Raw genomic sequence first — 19,820 nt, forward strand, 5'->3', positions numbered from 1 at the left:
CAGAGGTTAGCCTAACCTAACCGTGGCGCGAAACAGGCCTCCAACTGTTGGACACAAGGGGGTATTCGGCCAGATTGAATCCAATGCGTGTCCGGGAACCGTCCGACCAGCGGAACTCGATGCTCTCCGAGGTCGCCCGCACCACCCTCACCACTGTTGAGAGCGGGGCCGGGTCCGGTTCCGCGGTGAGGGTGGCCAGGGCGGCGAAGAGCGCCGGACCCGTGACCTCCGCGGTCAGCCGGGGGACGTGCACCGAGCGCGCGTACGCCGTGCCGTGAGGTGCGCGGACCTCGTCCTCCCCGGCTGGCCAGCCGTGCAGGGAGTGCAGGGCGCTGCGCACGGGTCCGTCGGGGGGCGTGGCCCAGCCCGTCTGGGTCGCGCGGGCTCCGGGCGGGGCGCCTGTCACGCGGTGCACGCGCAGTTCGTACCGGCCCCTGGCCACCGTCACGCTCTCCACGCGCAGGCCCGGCACCATCGGCGGCCCCTGTGTGAAGACGGGGCGGTGCCAGGACGCCGCCCAGTCGGGGCCGCTGCCCAGGGGGTGGATGCGGCGGCGGACGCTGGGGACACCGGCGACCTCGACGGCGAAGTGGTTGTCGGGGATGTTTCCGGCCGCCGTCGGGCCGGTGTGTGTGGAGTACGCCTGGTGGCCGTAGAGCGGGTCCTGTTGCTCGGCCGACTCCCCCTCGTGCGGGCGCACGTCGTCGCTGCCGTGGTTGTGGAGGCGGACGATTCCGTCGGCGCGCGTCGACTGCACCAGGAGGCCCGGTCCTGGCAGGGCCAGGACGTGGTCGGCCGTCTCGACGGGGGCCCGCTCTTCCGTCGCCGTCCACAGCGCGTGGTCCGCGGGGGCCAGCAGCGCCACGAACGCCTTCGACGCCCAGTACGGCGACGCCGGGCCCGAGTAGCGCTGGACGGTCGGCTCGTGCGGGCCGTGCCAGCCGAGGGTCAGCAGTCCTTCGTCGTCCACCGCGCCGCGGTCCAGGAAGTGGCGCAGGGCCCCGCTGATGAGGCGCCGCGAGACACCGGGGGCCAGGGGCGTGTGGCCGGTGAGCGCGCCGAGGGCCACGCTCGCCCCGGCGGCGAAACGGTAGGTGAGGGAGCGGCCGAAGTGGACCGGGGCCCCGTCGCCGCCGAAGAGGTGACCGTAGCCCTCCAGGTGCGAGCCGAGGCGGGGGCCGAGGTGGTCCAACAGTGCGGTGTCGCCCGCCAGATGGGCCTCAAGGACCGGATACAGGTGCAGCGCCCAGCCGTTGTAGTGGTCGAAGGCGCGGCCGTCGCCGTCCGAGTACCAGCCGCCGCCGACGTACCAGCCCTCCAGGAGCTCCCGTGCCCGCTCCCGCGCGCGCCGCGTCTCCTCGTCGCCGCGGCCGACCGATTCGAGGAAGGCGGCGACGGTATAGGGGAAGAGGTACCAGTTGTTGGGAGCGGGCAGATGGCGCAGGGCGCCGCGCAGCCAGGCCTCCGCCCGGTCCTGCGCCGGCTCGTCGAGGGCGTCCCACAGCCACGGCCGGGTCAGGCGCAGGCCGAGTGCCACGGAGGCGGACTCCACCATGGGCTGGCCCTGTATGTGGTGGTCCAGGACGAGCGGCCAGGACTCGGTGTCGTGGCGGCCCGGGGCGGCGGTGCCCGCGGCGAGGCCCCGCGCGTAGCGGTCGAGCCAGCCGTGCGGGTCGTCGCCGCCGGCGCCCGCCACGCGGAACGCCGCGGCCAGGAACGTACGGGCGTATCCCTCCAGACCGTCGGAGCGCACGCCCGACACGGACGGCCGGCCCGGCAGGTCCAGGAGCGCGCACCCGGGCGTGGACCACCGCCAGGCCGCGCGCAGCAGACCGTCGGCCGCGGCCTCCCAGTGGGCGCGCGTGTATCCGGTGTGCGGGCTCATGTCATGGTCGAGGGGCGGAAGGTGCCACGCCGGTGACGTCGTGTGCCGGCTCATGCGAGGTACGCCAGCCTGTCCCGGCGTACGGGATGGGCGAAGCCGTCGCCCGCGGTCCAGCGGCGCACCTCGTCCACGGCGAACTCCGCGAGGCGCCGCCACTCGTTGCCCTGGGAGCCCGCGAGGTGCGGGGTGAGCAGGGCGTTGTCCGCGTCCCACAAGGGGTGGTCCGGCGGCAGGACTTCGGGGTCGGTGACGTCGAGCACGGCGCGGACACGTCCCTCGGTGACGGCCTCGGTGAGCGCGTCCTGGTCGACGACGGCGCCGCGCGCGGTGTTGATGAGCACGGTGTCGGGGCGCATGGCGGCGAGGAGTTCGCGGCTGACCAGGCCGCGGGTGGCGGGCAGCAGCGGGGTGTGGACGCTCACGGTGTCGCTCCGCGCGAAGAGCTCGTCGAGCGGCACGAGTTCGACGCCGAGTCCGGCGGCGTCGTCCGCCGACACGTACGGGTCGTGCAGGAGCACCCGCAGGTCGTACGGGCGCAGCAGTTCGATGACGCGGCGTCCGATGAGCGAGGCGGAGAGGATGCCCACCGTGCGGCGGTAGTTGCCGGTGCCGCGTGACGTGCGCAGCCAGTCCACCTCCGCGCGGGTGGCGCGGAAGTCGCGGGCGCTCTCCAGGACGCGCTTGCCGGTGAGCAGGATCATCGCGACGGTGTACTCGGCGACGGGCAGCGCGTTGGCCGCGGCGGCGGACGACACCTCGATGCCGCGCTCCCAGCACGCCTCGGTGACATGGGCGCGGATGGAGCCCGCCGTGTGGACGACGGCGCGCAGCGCGGGGGCGCCCGCGAGCACGTCGGCGGTGAGCGGCGGGCAGCCCCAGCCGGTGACGAGGAGTTCGGTGCCGGCCAGTACGGCCTTCGCGCGGTCCGTGCCGAAGTCGTCGAGGACGGGCGGAGGTTCGAGCTCCACTGTCCGCGCGAGGGCGTCGAGGGCGGACGGCTCCAGGACGGCCTCGGCCGCCCTCCGCGACATGGCGAGAGCGGCCCGGGGCCGGTGGGACGGTGACATCTTCCTCCTCGTCGAACGGGCGGTGCGATGTGCTGTCGTGCTCGTGTGGGTGCAAAGGCAGGCTGTCAGCGCGGGGCCGGCGCGGTGCTCTCGCGCACCACGAGCCGGGTCGGCACCAGGTCGGTGCCGGGGGTGGCCGGTGTCCGCTCGCGGATCTGCCGCAGCGCCTCCACCGCGCTTCTGCGTCCCACCTCCGTGAAGTCCTGGTGGACCGTGGTCAGCGGCGGGATGAAGTGGGCGGAGTCGGGGACGTCGTCGAAGCCGACCACGCTCACGTCCGCGGGGACGGACCTGCCCCGCTCGTGGAAGGCGCGCAGGAGGCCGAGCGCCATCTGGTCGTTGGCGGCGAACACGGCGGTGCAGTCCGGGACTTCGGCGAGGACGAGACCCGCCGCGTAGCCCGAATCGGCCGACCAGTCGCCGCCGAGCGGTTCGGGGACCCGGCGTCCGGCCTCCTCCAGGGTGGCGCGCCACGTCCTCGCGCGGCGCTGGGCGGCGAAGGACTCCTCGGGCCCCGCCACGTGCCAGACGGTCTCGTGGCCGAGGTCGAGCAGGTGGCGGACGGCGAGCCGGGCGCCGCCGACCTGGTCGGTGTCGACCACGCGGTAGCGGTCGCCGGAGTCGGTGTCCACCACGACGACGGGCACGCCGGGCGGCAGCGTCACCGTGCCCGCGTCGAGCAGGTGCACCTCGATGAAGACGATGACGGCGTCGACGGCGAGTTCGCCCATCCTCGTGAAGGCGCCGAGGACGTTGTCCTGGGTCGGCACGTCGATGGGGATCATCGTGATGGCGTATCCCTCCGCCGCCGCGTGGGTGGAGATCGCGCCCACTGTCTGGCTGCGGCCCGTGGCGGAGAGGTTGAGGAGGATGACGCCGATGGTGTTGAACTGGCCGTAACGCAGGGCGCGTGCCGCGCTGTTGGGCCGGTAGCCCAGTTCGCGCATGGCTTCCAGGACCTGTTCGCGGGTGGCCGCGACCACGCCGGGGTGGCCGTTGGAGACCCGGGAGACCGTCTGGGACGAGACGCCCGCTCGCTTCGCGACGTCGGCCATGGACACGCGCTGCTTGCGCCGCCCGCCGGGGATGCCCGAGCCGCCGCGCTGCGCGCCGCCGTGGCCGGGCAGGGGGCTCCCCTCTTCGTGCAGCCCCATCGCCTCTCCTCCTCCACCTCGCGGACACCGCGTGGAACTTTACGTGTGAGAAACCTTGACCCGTCGATGTGACGGGTGCCACCGTACGCGCTACCGAAGTTTACGTAAACATTCCGTCCCGGCCGCTGCTTCGCCCGGCTCATGTTTACGTAACCACCATGTCTCCCCCCGTCCCTCCTCCGCACCGCGCACGCGTACGAAAGGGAACACCACCATGGCCATATCCCGGCGTCAGGCCCTGCTGATGGGCGCCGCCCTGTCGGTCTCGCTGACCGCGGGTGCCTGCGGCTCGTCCGACGAGGGCGGCTCGGGCGCCGAGCCGCTGTCCGACGCCGACCTGAAGGCCGCGCTGAAGGCCGGCGGCAGCCTCACCGTCTGGTCCTGGAACGAGCCGATGAAGCAGGTCGCCGAGGACTTCATGGCCAAGTACCCCGAGGTGAAGGTCGACCTGGTCAACGCCGGTACGAACACCGACGAGTACACCGCGCTCCAGAACGCCGTGAAGGCCGGCAAGGGCGTCCCGGACATCGCCATGATTGAGTACTACGCGCTGCCGCAGTTCACCCTCGCCAAGTCACTGGCGAATCTCGCGGACTTGGGCGCCGACAAGCTGAAGGGGTCCTTCACGCCCGGTCCCTGGGCCGCGGTGCGCGCCGGGACCGACGGGGTGTACGGGCTGCCGATGGACTCCGGCCCGATGGCCTTGTTCTACAACAAGGAAGTCTTCGACAAGCACAGGATCAAGGTGCCGGAGACCTGGGAGGAGTACTTCACCGCCGCCGAGAAGCTGCACGCCGCTGATCCCAAGGCGTACATCACCAATGACACGGGCGACGCGGGCTTCACCACCAGCATGATCTGGCAGGCGGGCGGCAAGCCCTACACGGTCGACGGCACCGACGTCGGCGTGGACTTCACCGACGCGGGCAGCGAGAAGTTCGCCGCCTCCTGGCAGCGGCTCATCGACGACAAGCTCCTCGCGCCCGTCACGTCCTGGAGCGACGAGTGGTACAAGGGCCTCGGTGACGGCACCATCGCCACCCTGGTCATCGGCGCGTGGATGCCGTCCAGCCTGCAGTCCGGGGTCAAGGCCGCGGTGGGCAAGTGGCGCGTGGCACCCATGCCCCAGTGGGAGCGCGGCACCGCCAAGTCCGCCGAGAACGGCGGAAGTTCGCTGGCCATCACGCAGGCCTGCGACCAGAAGGCGCTCGCGTACGCCTTCCTCGAGTACGCCACCGTCGGGGCGGGTGTGCGGACGCGCATCGACCAGGGCACGTTCCCCGCCACCACCGAGCACCTCGGCTCCCGGGCCTTCCGGAACAAGAAGGTCGCCTACTTCGGCGGCCAGCGGATCAACCAGGTCCTCGCCGAGTCGGCGAAGCAGGTCGTGCCCGGCTGGTCCTACCTGCCCTACCAGGTCTACGCGAACAGCGTCTTCAACGACACCGTCGGCAAGGCGTACGTCAGCGGCACCACCCTGCGGCAGGGCCTGAAGTCCTGGCAGGACGCGTCGGTCGAGTACGGCAAGGAGCAGGGCTTCACCGTCAAGTAGCCCACGCCCGGCCCAACCGAGGACACACCACACACCATGGCAACTCTGCACTCCGCGGCCGCGGGCCCGGCCCCCGCGCGACAGACGCTCCCCGTACGCAAGACGCGACGGTCCTGGACCGGCTGGGGGTTCATCGGCCCGTTCGCCCTCGTCTTCGCGCTGGTCTTCCTCGCCCCCATCGCCTACTCGGTCTACCTGAGCCTCTTCCAGGACCGGCTGATCGGCGGCACCTCCTTCGTGGGCCTGGACAACTACCAACGCGCCCTGCAGGACCGGGAGTTCTGGGAGGGCATCGGCCGGGTGGGTCTTTTCCTCGCCGTGCAGGTCCCGGTGATGCTGGGCCTCGCGCTGCTGGTGGCGCTGGCGCTGGACAGCGGCAGGCTGTACGGCAAGAGCTTCTTCCGGATCGCCATATTCCTGCCGTACGCCGTGCCGGCGGTGGTAGCCGCCCTCATGTGGGGCTTCCTCTACGGCACCCGGTTCGGCCTGGTCGGCGACCTCAACGACGCCCTGGACAGCACCCTGCCCGACCCGCTCTCGCCGGACCTCGTCCTCGCGTCCATCGGCAACATCGTGACGTGGGAGTTCGCGGGCTACAACATGCTCATCTTCTACTCCGCGCTGCGCGTCATCCCGCACTCCCTGTACGAGGCCGCGGAGATCGACGGCGCCGGACAGCTCCGCGTCATCACCGCCATCAAACTGCCCGCCATCCGGGGCGCGTTGGCCATCGCCACCATCTTCTCGATCATCGGCAGCTTCCAGCTCTTCAACGAGCCGAGCATCCTGCAGAACCTGGCGCCGAACGCCATCACCACCTCGTACACCCCCAACCTCTACACCTACTCGCTGTCGTTCAACGGACAGCAGCAGAACTACGCCGCGACCGTCGCCATCGTCATGGGCCTGATCACCATGGTGGTCGCCTACGTCGTCCAGCTGCGCGGCATGCGAAAGGCAGCGTGACCCATGGGCAGTCCCGCCACCCTCACCTCCAAGGCCGCGCCCGCCCGTCACCCGCGCGGCGCGCCGTCCGCCCCCCGGCTGCGCTCCCGGCCGCGGCGCAGCGTCGCCCGGCCCCGCCGCAGTGTGCTGCTGACCGCGCTCACCGGGCTCGTCGTGGTCTATTCGCTGCTGCCGCTGGTGTGGCTGGTGATCAGCGCCACCAAGACGCAGAAGGGCCTGGCCTCGTCCTTCGGTCTGTGGTTCGGCGGCGACTTCGCGCTGTGGGACAACATCACCGAGACGTTCACCTACGACGACGGCGTCTTCACCCGCTGGCTCCTCAACACCCTGCTGTACGTGGTGCTCGGCGCGGGCGGCGCCACCGTCCTCGCGGTCCTCGGCGGGTACGCCCTCGCCAAGTTCGCCTTCCCCGGCAAGCGCGCGGTCTTCGCGGTCGTCATCGGCGCGGTCGCCGTGCCCGGCACCGCCCTCGCGATCCCCACCTTCCTGATGTTCAGCGAGATGGGCCTGACCAACACACCATGGGCGGTCATCATCCCGTCCCTCATCTCACCGTTCGGCCTCTATCTGATGTGGGTCTTCGCCACCGAGGCCATTCCGACCGAGCTGATGGAGGCCGCCCGCGTGGACGGTGCGGGAGAGCTGCGCGTCTTCTGCCAGGTGTGTCTGCCGCAGCTGGCGCCCGGCATCGTGACGGTCCTGCTGTTCACGATGGTGCACACCTGGAACAACTACTTCCTGCCGCTCATCATGATCAAGGACCCGGACTGGTATCCGCTGCCCCTCGGCCTCAACGCCTGGAACGCGCAGGCGGCGACGGCCGGCGGCCGGCCCGTCTTCCACCTGGTCATCACCGGATCGCTGATCACCATTCTGCCGCTCATCGCCGCGTTCCTGCTGCTCCAGAGGTACTGGCGGTCCGGCCTGGCCGCGGGCAGCGTCAAGGAATAGCCCTCCGCACCCGCCCCCTCGCTCAGGCCCTCACGAACTTCCCCGTAGTCGCCCGTAGTCGAAGGAAAGATCCCGCATGCCCGCACTGACCACGACGTCCGACGGTTTCCTGCTGAACGGCGAGCCGTTCCGGATCGTCTCCGGCGCGATGCACTACTTCCGCGTACACCCCGGCCAGTGGGCCGACCGGCTCCGCAAGGCGCGCCTGATGGGCCTCAACACCGTCGAGACGTACGTCCCGTGGAACCTCCACCAGCCCGACCCGGACGGCCCCGTCGTCCTCGACGGCCTCCTCGACCTGCCGGGCTACCTGCGGCTGGCCAAGGCCGAGGGCCTGCACGTCCTCCTGCGGCCCGGCCCCTACATCTGCGCCGAGTGGGACGGCGGCGGACTGCCCGCGTGGCTCACCGCGGACCCGGGCATCGGGCTCCGCAGCAGCGATCCCCGGTTCACGGACGCGTTCGACCGCTACCTCGACCTGCTGCTGCCCGCGCTCCTGCCGCACATGGCGGCGTCCGGCGGCCCCGTCGTCGCCGTACAGGTCGAGAACGAGTACGGGGCCTACGGCAACGACTCCGCGTACCTGAAGCACCTGGAACTGGCCTTGCGCTCGCGCGGCGTCGAGGAGCTGCTGTTCACCTGCGACCAGACCGACGCCGAGCACCTGACGGCCGGCACCCTGCCCGGCACGCTCGCCACCGGCACCTTCGGCAGCCGCGTCACGCCGTCCCTGGCCCGCCTCCGCGAGCACCAGCCCGAAGGGCCGCTGATGTGCGCGGAGTTCTGGATCGGCTGGTTCGACCACTGGGGCGAACCGCACCACGTGCGGGACGCGGCCGACGCCGCGGCCGACCTCGACGCGCTGCTCTCGGCGGGCGCCTCGGTCAACATCTACATGTTCCACGGCGGCACCAACTTCGCGTTCACCAACGGCGCCAACCACGACCACGCCTACTCCCCCATCGTCACCTCCTACGACTACGACGCCCCGCTCACCGAATCCGGCGACCCCGGCCCGAAGTACCACGCCTTCCGGGAGGTCATCGCCCGCCACGCGCCGGTGCCGGCCGAGCCCGCCCCGGCGCCCGCTCCGAAACTCCCGGCCACCGCTGTCGAGTTGACGCGCCGCGCGCCGCTCCTGCCGTACGCGCGCGCCCTGGCCGAGCCGGTACGCGCGGACCTGCCGGTGACGATGGACGAGCTCGGGCTGCGGGCCGGGTACGTGCTCTACCGCACCACCCTGCCCGCGGCGGGTGACGGGCTGCTGCACTTCTCCGGCGGTGTCGGCGACCGCGCCCAGGTCTTCCTGGACGGCGCGCCCGTCGGCGTACTGGAACGCGAGCGGCACGAAGAGAGCCTGCCCGTCCGGGTGCCGCGCGCCGGTGCGGCCCTCGACGTGCTCGTGGAGAACATGGGCGGGGTCAACTACGGCCCCCGGATCGGCGCCCCGAAGGGCCTGCTCGGCCCGGTCCGCCTGAACGGCACCGTGCTGCGCGGCTGGGACTGCCACGCCCTGCCCCTCGACGACCTGGACGCGGTGCCCTTCACCCCCTCCAGGGCGACCAGAGACTCGGTGCCCGCCTTCCACCACGGCACCTTCGACGTCACCACCCCGGCCGACACCTTCCTCTCGCTGCCGGGCTGGACCAAGGGCCAGGCCTGGGTCAACGGCTTCCACCTCGGCCGCTACTGGAACCGCGGGCCGCAGCGCACCCTGTACGTCCCCGCGCCCGTGCTGCGCCCCGGCGGCAACGACCTCGTCCTCCTGGAGCTGCAGGCCACCACCGGCACCCGGGCCCACCTGGTGACGGCCCCCGACCTCGGCCCTGTGACCCCCTGAAGGACCACACCGGCCACGACGTGCACGGAATCCGATCCCGCCCCGGAAGGGAACGCAATGGCACACCGCACACGGCGTACGCGGCTGCTCACGGCCCTCGGCGCCACCGCCCTGGTCACCACGACCGCTCTCGGCGCGGCCCCGCCCCCGCCCGCCGCCGCGACGGAGGACGGCACCGCCGCGGCCGTCACCGTCCGGCCCGACCCCGCCCTGGCCCAGGAGGAGTTCGAGGGCTGGGGCACCAGTCTGGTCTGGTTCGCCAACGCCACCGGCGGCTACCCGGCCGAGATCCGCGAGAAGCTCGCCGACCTCGTCTTCGGCGACAGCGGGCTCGGGCTCAACATCGCCCGCTACAACATCGGCGGCGGCAACGCCCCCGACGTCAAGGACTACCTGCGGCCCGGCGGAGCCGTCCAGGGCTGGTGGAAGGCGCCGGCGGGCACCACCCGCGAGGACACCGGCTGGTGGGACCCGGACGATCCCGGCGACTGGAACCGCCGCGCCGACAGGACACAGCGGTGGTGGGTCGACCGCATCAAGGGCGAGATCGACCACTGGGAGACGTTCAGCAACTCACCGCCCTGGTTCATGACGAAGAGCGGATACGTCTCCGGGGGCTTCGACGCCACGGAGGACCAGCTCAAGACCGAGTCCGTCGACGACTTCGCCGCCTACCTCACGGGCGCGACCGAACGCCTGGAGAAGGCGCACGGGATCGAGGTCGACACGATCGACCCCTTCAACGAGCCCAACACCACCTACTGGAGCACCCGGCTCGGCCCCGACGGCCGGCCCGTCGGCGGGCGGCAGGAGGGGGCGCACATGGGCCCCGGACTCCAGCAGAAGGTGATCCGCGCACTCGCCCCGGCGCTGGCGAAGTCCCGTACGGACGCGAAGATCTCGGCGATGGACGAGACCAACCCCACCCTGTTCGCCCAGAACTGGAACGCCTACCCCGCCGAGGTCCGCGACCTCGTCGACCAGCTCAACGTCCACACGTACGGCACCCGGGACCGCACCCTCGTACGGGACTTGGCGAAGGCGGCGAAGAAGCCGCTGTGGATGAGCGAGGTCGAAGGGGAGTGGGATCCGGACGGGCAGGACTTCACCGACATGAAGTCCGGCCTCGGCCTGGCCCAGCACATGGTCGACGACCTGCGCGAACTGGAGCCCTCGGCCTGGGTGTTCTGGCAGCCCGTCGAGGACTACAACAACATGAAGCCCGGCGGGGAGAGCGCGAAGGGCGGCAACTGGGGCAGCATCCAGCTCCCCTTCGACTGCACCGCCAAGGACACCCTGAAGACCTGCCCCATCAGGACCAACACCAAGTTCGACACCGCCCGCAACTTCACCCACACCATCCGGCCGGGCGACCGCCTCGTCACGGTGGACGACACCTCCAGCGCCGCGGCGGTGAGCGCCGACGGGAAGGGCGCCACCGTCGTCCACGTCAACTCCACCGGAGAGGAGCGGACCGTGACGGTGGACCTCTCGGCGTTCGACCACGTGGCGCCGGACGCCACCATGACTCCGATCGTCACCAGCGCGGGCGGAGCGCTCCAGGAGCGGGACCCCGTACCGGTCGCGGACGGGCGCGCCACCTTCACCGTGCCTGCCGAGTCGGTCACCAGCTTCGTCGTCGACGGGGCTTCCTGACGGGCGTCGCTCCTGCTCCGTGACGCCCGCCCGGGACCAGGGGGGCGGCAGGGCCCCCGTCGAGCTGAGCGGTCGGTGGATTGTCCGGTTCCGGTGGCTCGGCTGCGGGCGGCCGGGCCGGACAATGAGGGGCGGGGGTGATGGCGGTGCCGCGGGGTGAGCGTCCGCTGGAGGACGACGGTGGCTTGCTGACCGAATTCGCCGCCGACCTGCGGCGGTTGCGGGAGAAGGCGGGCAGTCCGCCGTACCGCAGGCTGGCCCGCGACGCCCACTACTCCTCGACGACGCTGGCCGACGCGGCAAGCGGCCGCAGACTGCCCAGCCTGCCCGTCACGCTCGCCTATGTGCGGGCCTGCGGCGGGGACGTGGCCGCCTGGGAGGACCGGTGGCGGGCGCTCGGTGCCCGGCTCGCGGCCGCGGACCGCGCGGACGAGGCGCCCGGCGCAGGGGGCCGCGACCAGCGCGGCCCCTATGTGGGGCTCGCCGCGTTCCAGCCGGAGGACGCCGCCTGGTTCTTCGGGCGGGAGCAGCTGACCGACGACCTGGTCGAACGGGTGCGCTCCCGGCGCTTCCTGGCCGTGTTCGGTGCCTCCGGGTCGGGGAAGTCGTCGCTGCTGCGGGCCGGGCTGCTGCCCCGCGTCCGCGGGGACACCGGCGGCGACTCGGGGGCCGGGTCCGGGTGGGTCACCGTCCTGTTCGCGCCCGGCGCCCACCCTCTGGAGGAGTGCGCCGCGCGGCTCGCCGCCGCCACCGACGGCTCGGCGACCGTCCTGCGCAGGGACCTCGCGACGGATCCGCGGGCCCTGCACCTGACCGTGCTGAAGGCCCTGGCCAGCCGTCCGCCCGAATCCGAACTCCTGCTGGTTGTCGACCAGTTCGAGGAGGTCTTCACGCTCTGCTCCGACGCCCGGGAGCGTACGCGGTTCATCACCGCGCTGCTCACGGCGGTCCGTGCGCCCAACAGCCGCACCCGCGTCGTATTGGGCGTACGCGCCGACTTCTACGCACGCTGCGCGCGCCACCCGGACCTCGTCGAGGCGTTGCGCGACGCCCAGTTGCTGGTGGGGCCGATGACCACCGACGAGCTGCGCCGCGCCATCAGCCGGCCCGCCGCGCGGGCGGGCTGCACCGTCGAGGGGGCGCTCCTCGCCCGCGTGATCGCCGACGCCACCGGCCGCGCCACGGTCCTGCCGCTGGTCTCCCACGCGCTGCGCGAGACCTGGCGCAGGCGCCGCGGCAGCACGCTCGCCCTGTCCGGGTACGAGGCCGCGGGCGGCATCCGGCACGCCCTTGCCCAGACCGCGGAGGCGGTCCACGCCGGGCTCGACGGCGGCCAGCGGCGGCTGGCCCGGGCCCTCCTGCTGCGCCTCGTCGCGATCGGCGAGGGCACCGACGCCACCCGGCGCCGCCTCGCCCGCGCCGACCTGGACACCCTCGGCACCGACCCGGCCGACGTGCAGACGGTCCTCGACGCGCTGGCCGGGGCCCGTCTGATCACCCTGGACACGGAGACGGTCGAGCTCACCCACGAGGCCCTCCTTGAGGCCTGGCCACGGCTGCGGCAGTGGATCGACGAGGACCGGACGAAGCTGCTGCTGCGCCAGCGGCTGAGCGACGCGGCGACCGCGTGGGACCGGGAGCGCCGCGATCCGGGGGCGCTGTACCGCGGCACGCGGCTCGACGCCGCCGAGGACTCCTTCGCGGCCCCCGACAGCGGACTGACCACGCTGGAACGCGACTTCCTCACGGCGAGCGGCGCGGCCCGTGACCGGGAGCGCCTTGCCGCGGCCCGCACCACGCGGCGGTTGCGCCGGCTCACCTTCGCCCTGTCCGTCCTGCTCGTGCTCGCGCTCTTCTCCGGTCTGCTCGCCTGGGACCAGTACCGGACCAGTGAGGGCCACCGGCGGGAGGCCGTCTCCGAGCAGCGCAGCGCCCTCTCCCGGCAGCTCGCGGCGCAGTCGGCGGCGCTCCTCTCCGAGGAGTCCGACCTCGCCTCGCTCCTCGCGGTCTACGCCTACCGTGTCCGTCCCACCGCCGAGGCGACCTCCGGTCTCTTCGCCGCGGCCTCGCTCCCGCTCCAGCAGCGCATGACCGGGCACCGGGGCGACGTGCGGGCGGTGGCGTTCAGCGCCGACGGGCGGACCGTGGCGAGCGGGGGCCGGGACGGCACCGTACGCCTGTGGAACACGGTGACGGGCAAGACCCTGAAGGTGCTGAGGGGGCATCAGGGTCCGGTGTCCGCCGTGGCGTTCAGCCCGGACGGGCACGCGGTCGCGGGCGGTGGCGACGACGGGACCGTACGGCTGTGGAACACCGCCACCGGGACGTCGCGCGCCATGGACACCGGGAGGCGGGGCGATGTGGGGGCGGTGGCGTTCAGTCCGGACGGCCGCACGGTGGCGGGCGGCGGGCAGGACGGCAGCGTACGGATGTGGGCGGTGGCCACGGGCAAGGAGCGGCGCGCGGCCAAGGACCGTCGAGGGGCGACGGAACATCAGGGGGCCGTCTCGGCCCTGGCGTTCAGCCCGGACGGGCGGACGGTGGCCAGCGGCGGGCGGGACGGAACCGTACGGCTGCGGAACACGAGGACCGGCGGGACGCGCGTCACGGAGACCGGGCGGCACAGCGCCGTGGAGTCGGTGGCGTTCAGCCCCGACGGCCGTACGGTGACCGGCGGCGCCCGCGACGGCACGGTACGGGTGTGGGCGGTGGCCACCGGCGAGGAGCGCGGCGCGCTCGCCGAACGCCGAAGGGACGCCGAGTCGGTGGCGTTCAGCCCCGACCGGCGCACGGTGCTGAGCGGCGGGCACGACGGCACCGTTCGGCTGTGGGACGCGGCGACCGGGGCACTGCGCGCCGTGCTGGCCGGGCACCGGGGGACGGTGTCCGCCGCGGCGTTCAGCCCGGACGGCGGCACGGTGGTCAGCGGGGGCCGGGACGGCACGGTGCGGCTGTGGGCGGTGGCCACCGGCAAGGAGCGCATCGCGGTGCCGGGACGGCAGGGGCCCGTCGGGTCGGTGGCGTTCAGCCCGGACGGGCGCACGGTGGCCGGTGGCGCACGCGACGGAACCGTACGGCTGTGGGACGCGGCCAACGGCAGGGTGCGGGACGTGCTGAGGGGGCATCGGGGGCCGGTGCGGTCGGTGGCGTTCGGTCCCGACGGCGACACCGTCGCCAGTGGGGGCGACGACGGGAACGTACGGCTGTGGGACACGACGACCGGTGAGGCGCGGGGCATCCTGACGGGACATCAGGGGCCCGTGCGGGCGGTGGCGTTCAGCCCGGACGGGCGGACCGTCGCCGGTGGCGGTGACGACGGGGACGTACGCCTGTGGAACGCGGTGACCGGGGCACCCCGCGGTGTGTCGGAGGGGCAGCCGGGCACCGTGTGGTCGGTGGCGTTCGGGGCCGACGGGCACACCGTCGCCATCGGCGGCGACAAAGGGGCTCTTCGGCTGTGGGACGCCGCCACTGGGGAAACCCGGTCGTTCCGCACGGGCGCCAAGTCCCCCGTGCGGACTGTGGCGTTCAGCCCGGACGGGCGCACCGTCGCCGGTGGCGGAGAGGACGGCACGGTACGGCTGTGGGACACCGCCACGGGCAAGACCCGCGTCACCCTGACGGGGAAGCTTCGCGGCGCGCAGTCGGTGGCGTTCAGCCCGGACGGGCGGACCGTCGCCGGGGGCGGCCGGGACGGCGTGGTGCGGCTGTGGGACGCGGCCACGGGGCTGCAGAACTCCGTGCTGGCCGGGCACGAGGGCACGGTGTGGTCCGTGACGTTCAGCCCGGACGGGCACACCGTCGCCAGCGGCGGCGACGACGGCACACTGCGCCTGTGGGGCGTGCTCCGCAACGCCGACGAGGCGATCGACAGGATCTGCCGCTCGCTCCGCAGGGACCTGACCCGGCAGGAACGCGACCGCTACCTCAACGCCCCGGGCGGTGAGTGGCCCCGCAGGGCGTGCGTGCGCTGACGCGACGTCAGGAAGGCGCCGGGACGCACACGTTGCCCGGGGCTTGTTGTCCGGGGCTTGTTGTCCGGTGCCCGGCGGCCGACCCCGGACAACCCCGTACCGGTAGAAGCATGGCCATGACGTCTCTCACGACGACCGCGACCGGGACGGCCGGCCCCTCTCCGGGCCCGTCGCCACGGCGCCGGCTGCTGTTCTGGCGCTCCCCCGCCGACCAGCCCCGGTGGGCGCGGCCCACGCTCCTCGGCATCGCCGCGCTCGCCGCGCTGCTCTACACCTGGAACATCACGAGCAGCGGCTTCACCCCCTACTACTCGGTGGCCGCGCGCAGCATGTCGGTGAGCTGGGAGGCGTTCCTGTTCACCAGCCTCGATCCGTCCGCCACGCTCACCCTGGACAAGGTCGGCGGCTTCCTGTGGCCGCAGGCGCTCTCGGCGCGGATCTTCGGCTTCCACGACTGGGCGCTGACACTGCCCCAGTGCGTCATGGGCGTGATCTCCGTGCTGGTGATGTACCGGATGGTGCGCCGCTGGCAGGGGCCCGCCGCCGGGCTGCTCGCCGCGGGGCTGCTCACGGTGACGCCCGTGCTGGCCTCCATGTTCGGCCACGCCATGCTCGACGGCTCGCTCACCATGTGCCTCGTGCTCGCCGCCGACCAGTACCAGAAGGCGGTGGGCACCGCCCGGCTGCGGTCCTTGCTGCTGAGCGCCCTGTGGGTCGGGCTCGGCTTCCAGGCGAAGATGATGGAGGCCTGGATCATCGTGCCCGCGCTCTTCGTCGGCTATCTCGTGGCGGCGCCGGTCCGGCTGCGGCGCAGGCTCGGCCAGCTGGCGGTGGCGGGCGTCGTGATGTTCTCGGTGTCGCTGTCCTGGGTGGCCCTGATGACCTTCACACCGGAGGACGACCGCCCGTACGCGGACGGCTCCACCGGCAACAGCGCGGCCGCGATGGTCTTCGGCTACAACGGCTTCAACCGGCTGCACGCGGGGTTGGTCGACGGGGCGGCGCCCGTCAGCAGCAACGGGCTCTGGGGCAGCGGCGGCCAGATGCGCAACCCCGCCACGACCGACAGCGGGCCGGGACCCGGCGGGACGGGCAAGGAGCGGGGCGGCGGGGCCCCGGGGCCGTCCGAGGGGCGGTCGGCCGGGCCGTCCGGCGCGCCGTCGGCCGGAACGCCGTCGGCCGGAACGCCCGGCGGCCCGGCCGACGCCGGTCCCGGAGGGCCGTCCGGCGCACCGTCGAACGGCGCCACCGGCGCGCCGTCGTCCCAGGACGGCGGCCGGAACGGGCGGGCAGGCGCCACGCCCGCCGGCGCCACGCCCTCAGGCGCCGAGGCCGGACGGGGGGCGCCGTCCAAGGCCGACCTGTGGCTCAAGCTTCTCCGCAGCCCCCGCCTCACACCTCAGATCGGCTGGCTGTATCCGCTCGCGCTGATCTCCCTGGTGATCGGACTCGTGGGGCACCGCAAGGCCGCCCGCACCCACCAGGGCCGCGCCGGCCACCTGATGTGGGGCACCTGGCTCGTCACGGCGGCCGCGGTGCTCAGCGCCCTCGGCAACCTTCCCCACACCGCCTACGTGGCACTCCTCGCGCCCCCGCTCGTCGCCCTGTCCGCCGCCGGGACGGTCGCCCTGTGGCGCGCCCACCGCGCCGCGGCCGGCGGGCCGCGCGCCTGGGTCCTGCCTGCCGTCATCGTGATCGAGGTCGCCTGGACCGTCCATCTGGCGTCGCGGCACACCGACTTCGTCCCCTGGCTCCTCCCGCTCGTCGTGGTGGCCGCGCTCGGTGCCGTCGTCGCGCTCGGCCCGCTGCGGGGAACCAGCCGCGGGACCGCACGCGCCGGGCTGCTCGTCGGCTGCGTCGCGATGTTCGCCGCGCCCACGGCATGGTCGCTGTCCGTACTGAACGAGCGGTACGCGGGGACCGTGGTCGACGCCCACGCCGGACCGGCCGAGGACATCCGGATCGCGACGGGGAAGCGCACCATACGCGCCGCCGACGTCAGCGTCCGCACCTCGCCGACACCCGCGCAGAGCAGGCTGCTCGGCTACGTCCAGGAACGCGACGGCGCCGCGAAGTACACCCTGTCCACCGAGACGTGGGAAGCGTCGGCCCCGTACATCTACGCCGAAGGCGCGCCCGTGCTGCCGCTCGCCGGGCTGCACGCCGAGTCCGTCGCCCTCACCGAGTACCGCGAACTCGTCGCCACCGGCGACATCCGCTTCGCGCTGGTCAGCGACCAGGGCAAGAAGACGTCGAAGATCAGCTCGTGGATCGCGTCGGCCTGCGCCGAGGTCGACCCGCGGGCCTACGGGGCACCGGGCGGCGACGACTCACGAGACCGAGGCACTCGGGACGAAGCCGCCCCCAAGGCGCCCGAGCAGACCCTGTACCGCTGCGCACCGTCGGACGCCACGAGCTCCTGACCCGGCGCACCACGACCACGCGGCGTGCCGGCCACGGCACGCCCCTTCGGAAACGGGGGAGGAGCGGTGGCCGCCCCGGCGAAACTTCCGCCGGTGCGGTCACCGCACCCCGCGTATTCGGCCCCGATCCGTTCGATATTCCCGTCCACCGGCGGTTTTCCGTGGCCGGATCCCCGTGACGGAGCGGCGAGTACCCGTCCCGAACAGGACGCCGCCCGGACCGGGAGAGGGCGGCCCCGCGGACGGGGCGGAGAATGGCAGGAAACGTCTTGCACCGCCCGGCACCCGCCCCCGGTCCTGCGTTTCTGCCTATCTGCCGCGCACATGCCCACGGCATGGTGTCCGAAAAGGGTGGAGCGGCCGCGAAGTTCCCGATGCCTCCGGTTGCGCATGGGACCACAGTTGATTGACAAACCATCAGGTGGTCCGCGCTCCCTTTCGGACAGACCCCGGACTTTCGATTTCTCGCGGAATCCGAACCGCCTACGGTTGTTGCCGTGGGGGCAGGCACTGACCATGCCGGAGACACGGCCGCTGCGCAGACGCATTCGAGGGGGAATCCGTGCGGCCGGCGCAGAACGCGCGCCGCCGGAAAGAGTTACCGTCCGGTTTGACCAGCCGGTCGGTAATTCCGCGCTCTGCCGCTCGATGAAACCTGCCCCCCTGTCCGGCCGGCGCGCGCCGGAACAATCCATGTCGGGTTACACGGGGCTTTCCAAGGGGGGACCCTAGTGACGGAATCTCACGCGAGCGATCCCGAAGCGGAACGGAGGGGCTCACTGTCGGACCGGAGCGGCCTGTTGCTGGAAGCCTTTGATCCACAGCAGTTCCGGGAGCATTCGGAGACCGCGCTCGCGAAGCTGGAGAAACATCTGTCGGACCTGTCGATCAGGGGCCTTGAGCTGATCGAGCCCGCGACGCTGTCCCGGGCCGCGAGAGCTCTCATGACGACCGAGCACGAGAAGATCACCGCCTTCGACGAGGAGCGCCTGGCGGGGATCATCGACCTGTACGTCCGGACGGGCATCCAGGTGCACTCCCCCGGCTACATGGGGCGGCAGTTCTCCGGCGTCGTACCGCTCGCCGGTGTCATCGACTTCGTCAGCTCCGTGGTCAACCAGCCGGCCTCGTTCTACGAGGCGGGCCAGTTGCCCAGCGCCGTGGAGCGGATCATGGCCGAGGAGCTGAACCGCTTCATCGGGTGGGACCCGGACGGCTTCACCATGATCACGACGTCGGGCGGCTCCCTGGCCAACCTGACGGCCCTGCTCGCGGCCAGGAACGAGAAACTGCCCGGGTACTGGTCACAGGGGGGGTCCGCGGTGCGCGGGCAGCCCAGGCCGGCCATCGCGGTGGGCGCCGATGTCCACTACAGCGTGGCGCGGGCGGCCGGCGTGCTCGGCATCGGCGACGCCCAGCTCGTACGCCTGCCGCTCAACCGGCAGCAGCAGATCTGCCCGAGCGAGGTGCGCGCCACCCTGGAGGCGGCCGAGCGGCAGAACCTCAAGGTGTTCTGCCTCGTCGCGTCGGCGGGCAGTACGTCGGTGGGCGCCTTCGACCCGCTCGACGAGCTCGCCGAGGTGGCCCGCGAGAAGGACCTCTGGCTGCACGTCGACGGCGCCCACGGCGCGAGTCTGCTCGTCTCGGACGCCCTCCGCGACCGGCTCCGCGGGATCGAGAAGGCCGACTCCCTGACCTGGGACGCGCACAAGATGATGTTCGTGCCCGCGCCCTGCACGATGCTCTTCTACCGGAACAAGGAGACCGCGCTCTCCGCATTCCGGCAGAAGGCCAGCTACGTCTTCGAGGAGGAGCAGGACGTCTACACCGCGTTCGACAGCGGGGGAAAGAACTTCGAGTGCACGAAGCGCCCGATGATCATGACCCTTTGGGCGCTGTGGGCCATTTACGGACGGGCCCTGTTCGCGGAGAAAATCGAGTACCTCTGCCAGTTGACGCGCGAGGCCCACGACACCCTGCGGGCCGACCCCGACTTCGAGACCCTGCACCGCCCGGAAGCGAACATCCTCTGCTTCCGCTACCACCCGCCCGGCCTCGACAAGAAGGACGTGCACCACCTGCAGATCGCCATCAGGAACCGCATCAAATTCGAGGGGAACTTCTTCATCTCGAAGGTGAACGTCGACGGAGTGGCCGCGCTGCGCGTGGTCATGATGAACCACCGGATAACCGGCGAGCACTTCCGCATGCTGCTTTCCGAGATCAGAAGGACGGCCCAGGACCTGCTCACCGGCGAAGAAGCAACGGGAGCAGTCGCCGAAAAGGACCCGGAAAAAGGCACAGCAAAAGGCGCAGAACAAGGCACAGCAAAGGGAACGGGTAAAGCGTAGA

General features: G+C 72.3%; 11 protein-coding genes. 8 read left to right on the top strand and 3 right to left on the bottom strand.

Going from position 1 to position 19,820, the window contains the following annotated elements:
• Nucleotides 1-16: 16 nt before the first annotated feature.
• The 3 genes from ACH4D5_RS32475 to ACH4D5_RS32485 all read right to left on the bottom strand — a co-directional run bounded on the left by ACH4D5_RS32475 (nt 17) and on the right by ACH4D5_RS32485 (nt 4,106).
• Nucleotides 17-1,939: a DUF2264 domain-containing protein gene (locus tag ACH4D5_RS32475; RefSeq protein WP_398309489.1), complete on the bottom strand. Its 1,923-nt coding sequence runs from the start codon at nt 1,937-1,939 to the stop codon at nt 17-19.
• Nucleotides 1,936-2,952, bottom strand: coding sequence for a hydroxyacid dehydrogenase (locus ACH4D5_RS32480; RefSeq protein ID WP_398309492.1), 1,017 nt, complete (start codon nt 2,950-2,952; stop codon nt 1,936-1,938). Before ACH4D5_RS32480 ends, ACH4D5_RS32475 begins: the two co-directional genes overlap by 4 nt.
• A gap of 65 nt (nt 2,953-3,017) precedes the next feature.
• Complete coding sequence (locus ACH4D5_RS32485; RefSeq protein WP_398309495.1) at nt 3,018-4,106, bottom strand: LacI family DNA-binding transcriptional regulator; 1,089 nt, start codon at nt 4,104-4,106, stop codon at nt 3,018-3,020.
• 214 nt (nt 4,107-4,320) lie between these two features.
• Between ACH4D5_RS32485 and ACH4D5_RS32490 the strand changes: the two genes are divergently transcribed.
• From ACH4D5_RS32490 to ACH4D5_RS32525, 8 genes are all read left to right on the top strand, one after another.
• The gene (locus tag ACH4D5_RS32490) at nt 4,321-5,658 is read left to right on the top strand and encodes an ABC transporter substrate-binding protein (protein WP_398309498.1); all 1,338 of its coding nucleotides are present in this window, start codon (nt 4,321-4,323) and stop codon (nt 5,656-5,658) included.
• A gap of 36 nt (nt 5,659-5,694) precedes the next feature.
• On the top strand, nt 5,695-6,624 hold the full coding sequence (locus ACH4D5_RS32495) for a carbohydrate ABC transporter permease (protein ID WP_398309501.1): 930 nt from the start codon (nt 5,695-5,697) through the stop codon (nt 6,622-6,624).
• 3 nt (nt 6,625-6,627) lie between these two features.
• Nucleotides 6,628-7,575: a carbohydrate ABC transporter permease gene (locus ACH4D5_RS32500; RefSeq protein WP_398309504.1), complete on the top strand. Its 948-nt coding sequence runs from the start codon at nt 6,628-6,630 to the stop codon at nt 7,573-7,575.
• A 76-nt stretch (nt 7,576-7,651) separates the two neighbouring features.
• On the top strand, nt 7,652-9,415 hold the full coding sequence (locus ACH4D5_RS32505; protein WP_398309507.1) for a beta-galactosidase: 1,764 nt from the start codon (nt 7,652-7,654) through the stop codon (nt 9,413-9,415).
• A gap of 57 nt (nt 9,416-9,472) precedes the next feature.
• The gene (locus ACH4D5_RS32510; protein ID WP_398309509.1) at nt 9,473-11,071 is read left to right on the top strand and encodes a glycoside hydrolase; all 1,599 of its coding nucleotides are present in this window, start codon (nt 9,473-9,475) and stop codon (nt 11,069-11,071) included.
• Nucleotides 11,072-11,211: 140 nt separating this feature from the next.
• Nucleotides 11,212-15,045: an NACHT and WD repeat domain-containing protein gene (locus ACH4D5_RS32515; RefSeq protein ID WP_398309512.1), complete on the top strand. Its 3,834-nt coding sequence runs from the start codon at nt 11,212-11,214 to the stop codon at nt 15,043-15,045.
• A 116-nt stretch (nt 15,046-15,161) separates the two neighbouring features.
• Nucleotides 15,162-17,468, top strand: coding sequence for a glycosyltransferase family 39 protein (locus ACH4D5_RS32520; protein ID WP_398309515.1), 2,307 nt, complete (start codon nt 15,162-15,164; stop codon nt 17,466-17,468).
• 731 nt (nt 17,469-18,199) lie between these two features.
• On the top strand, nt 18,200-19,819 hold the full coding sequence (locus ACH4D5_RS32525; protein WP_398309518.1) for a pyridoxal phosphate-dependent decarboxylase family protein: 1,620 nt from the start codon (nt 18,200-18,202) through the stop codon (nt 19,817-19,819).
• Nucleotide 19,820 lies beyond the last annotated feature (1 nt).

It is taken from the genome of Streptomyces sp. NPDC018029, from assembly GCF_044327655.1.
Taxonomy (GTDB): Bacteria; Actinomycetota; Actinomycetes; order Streptomycetales; family Streptomycetaceae; genus Streptomyces.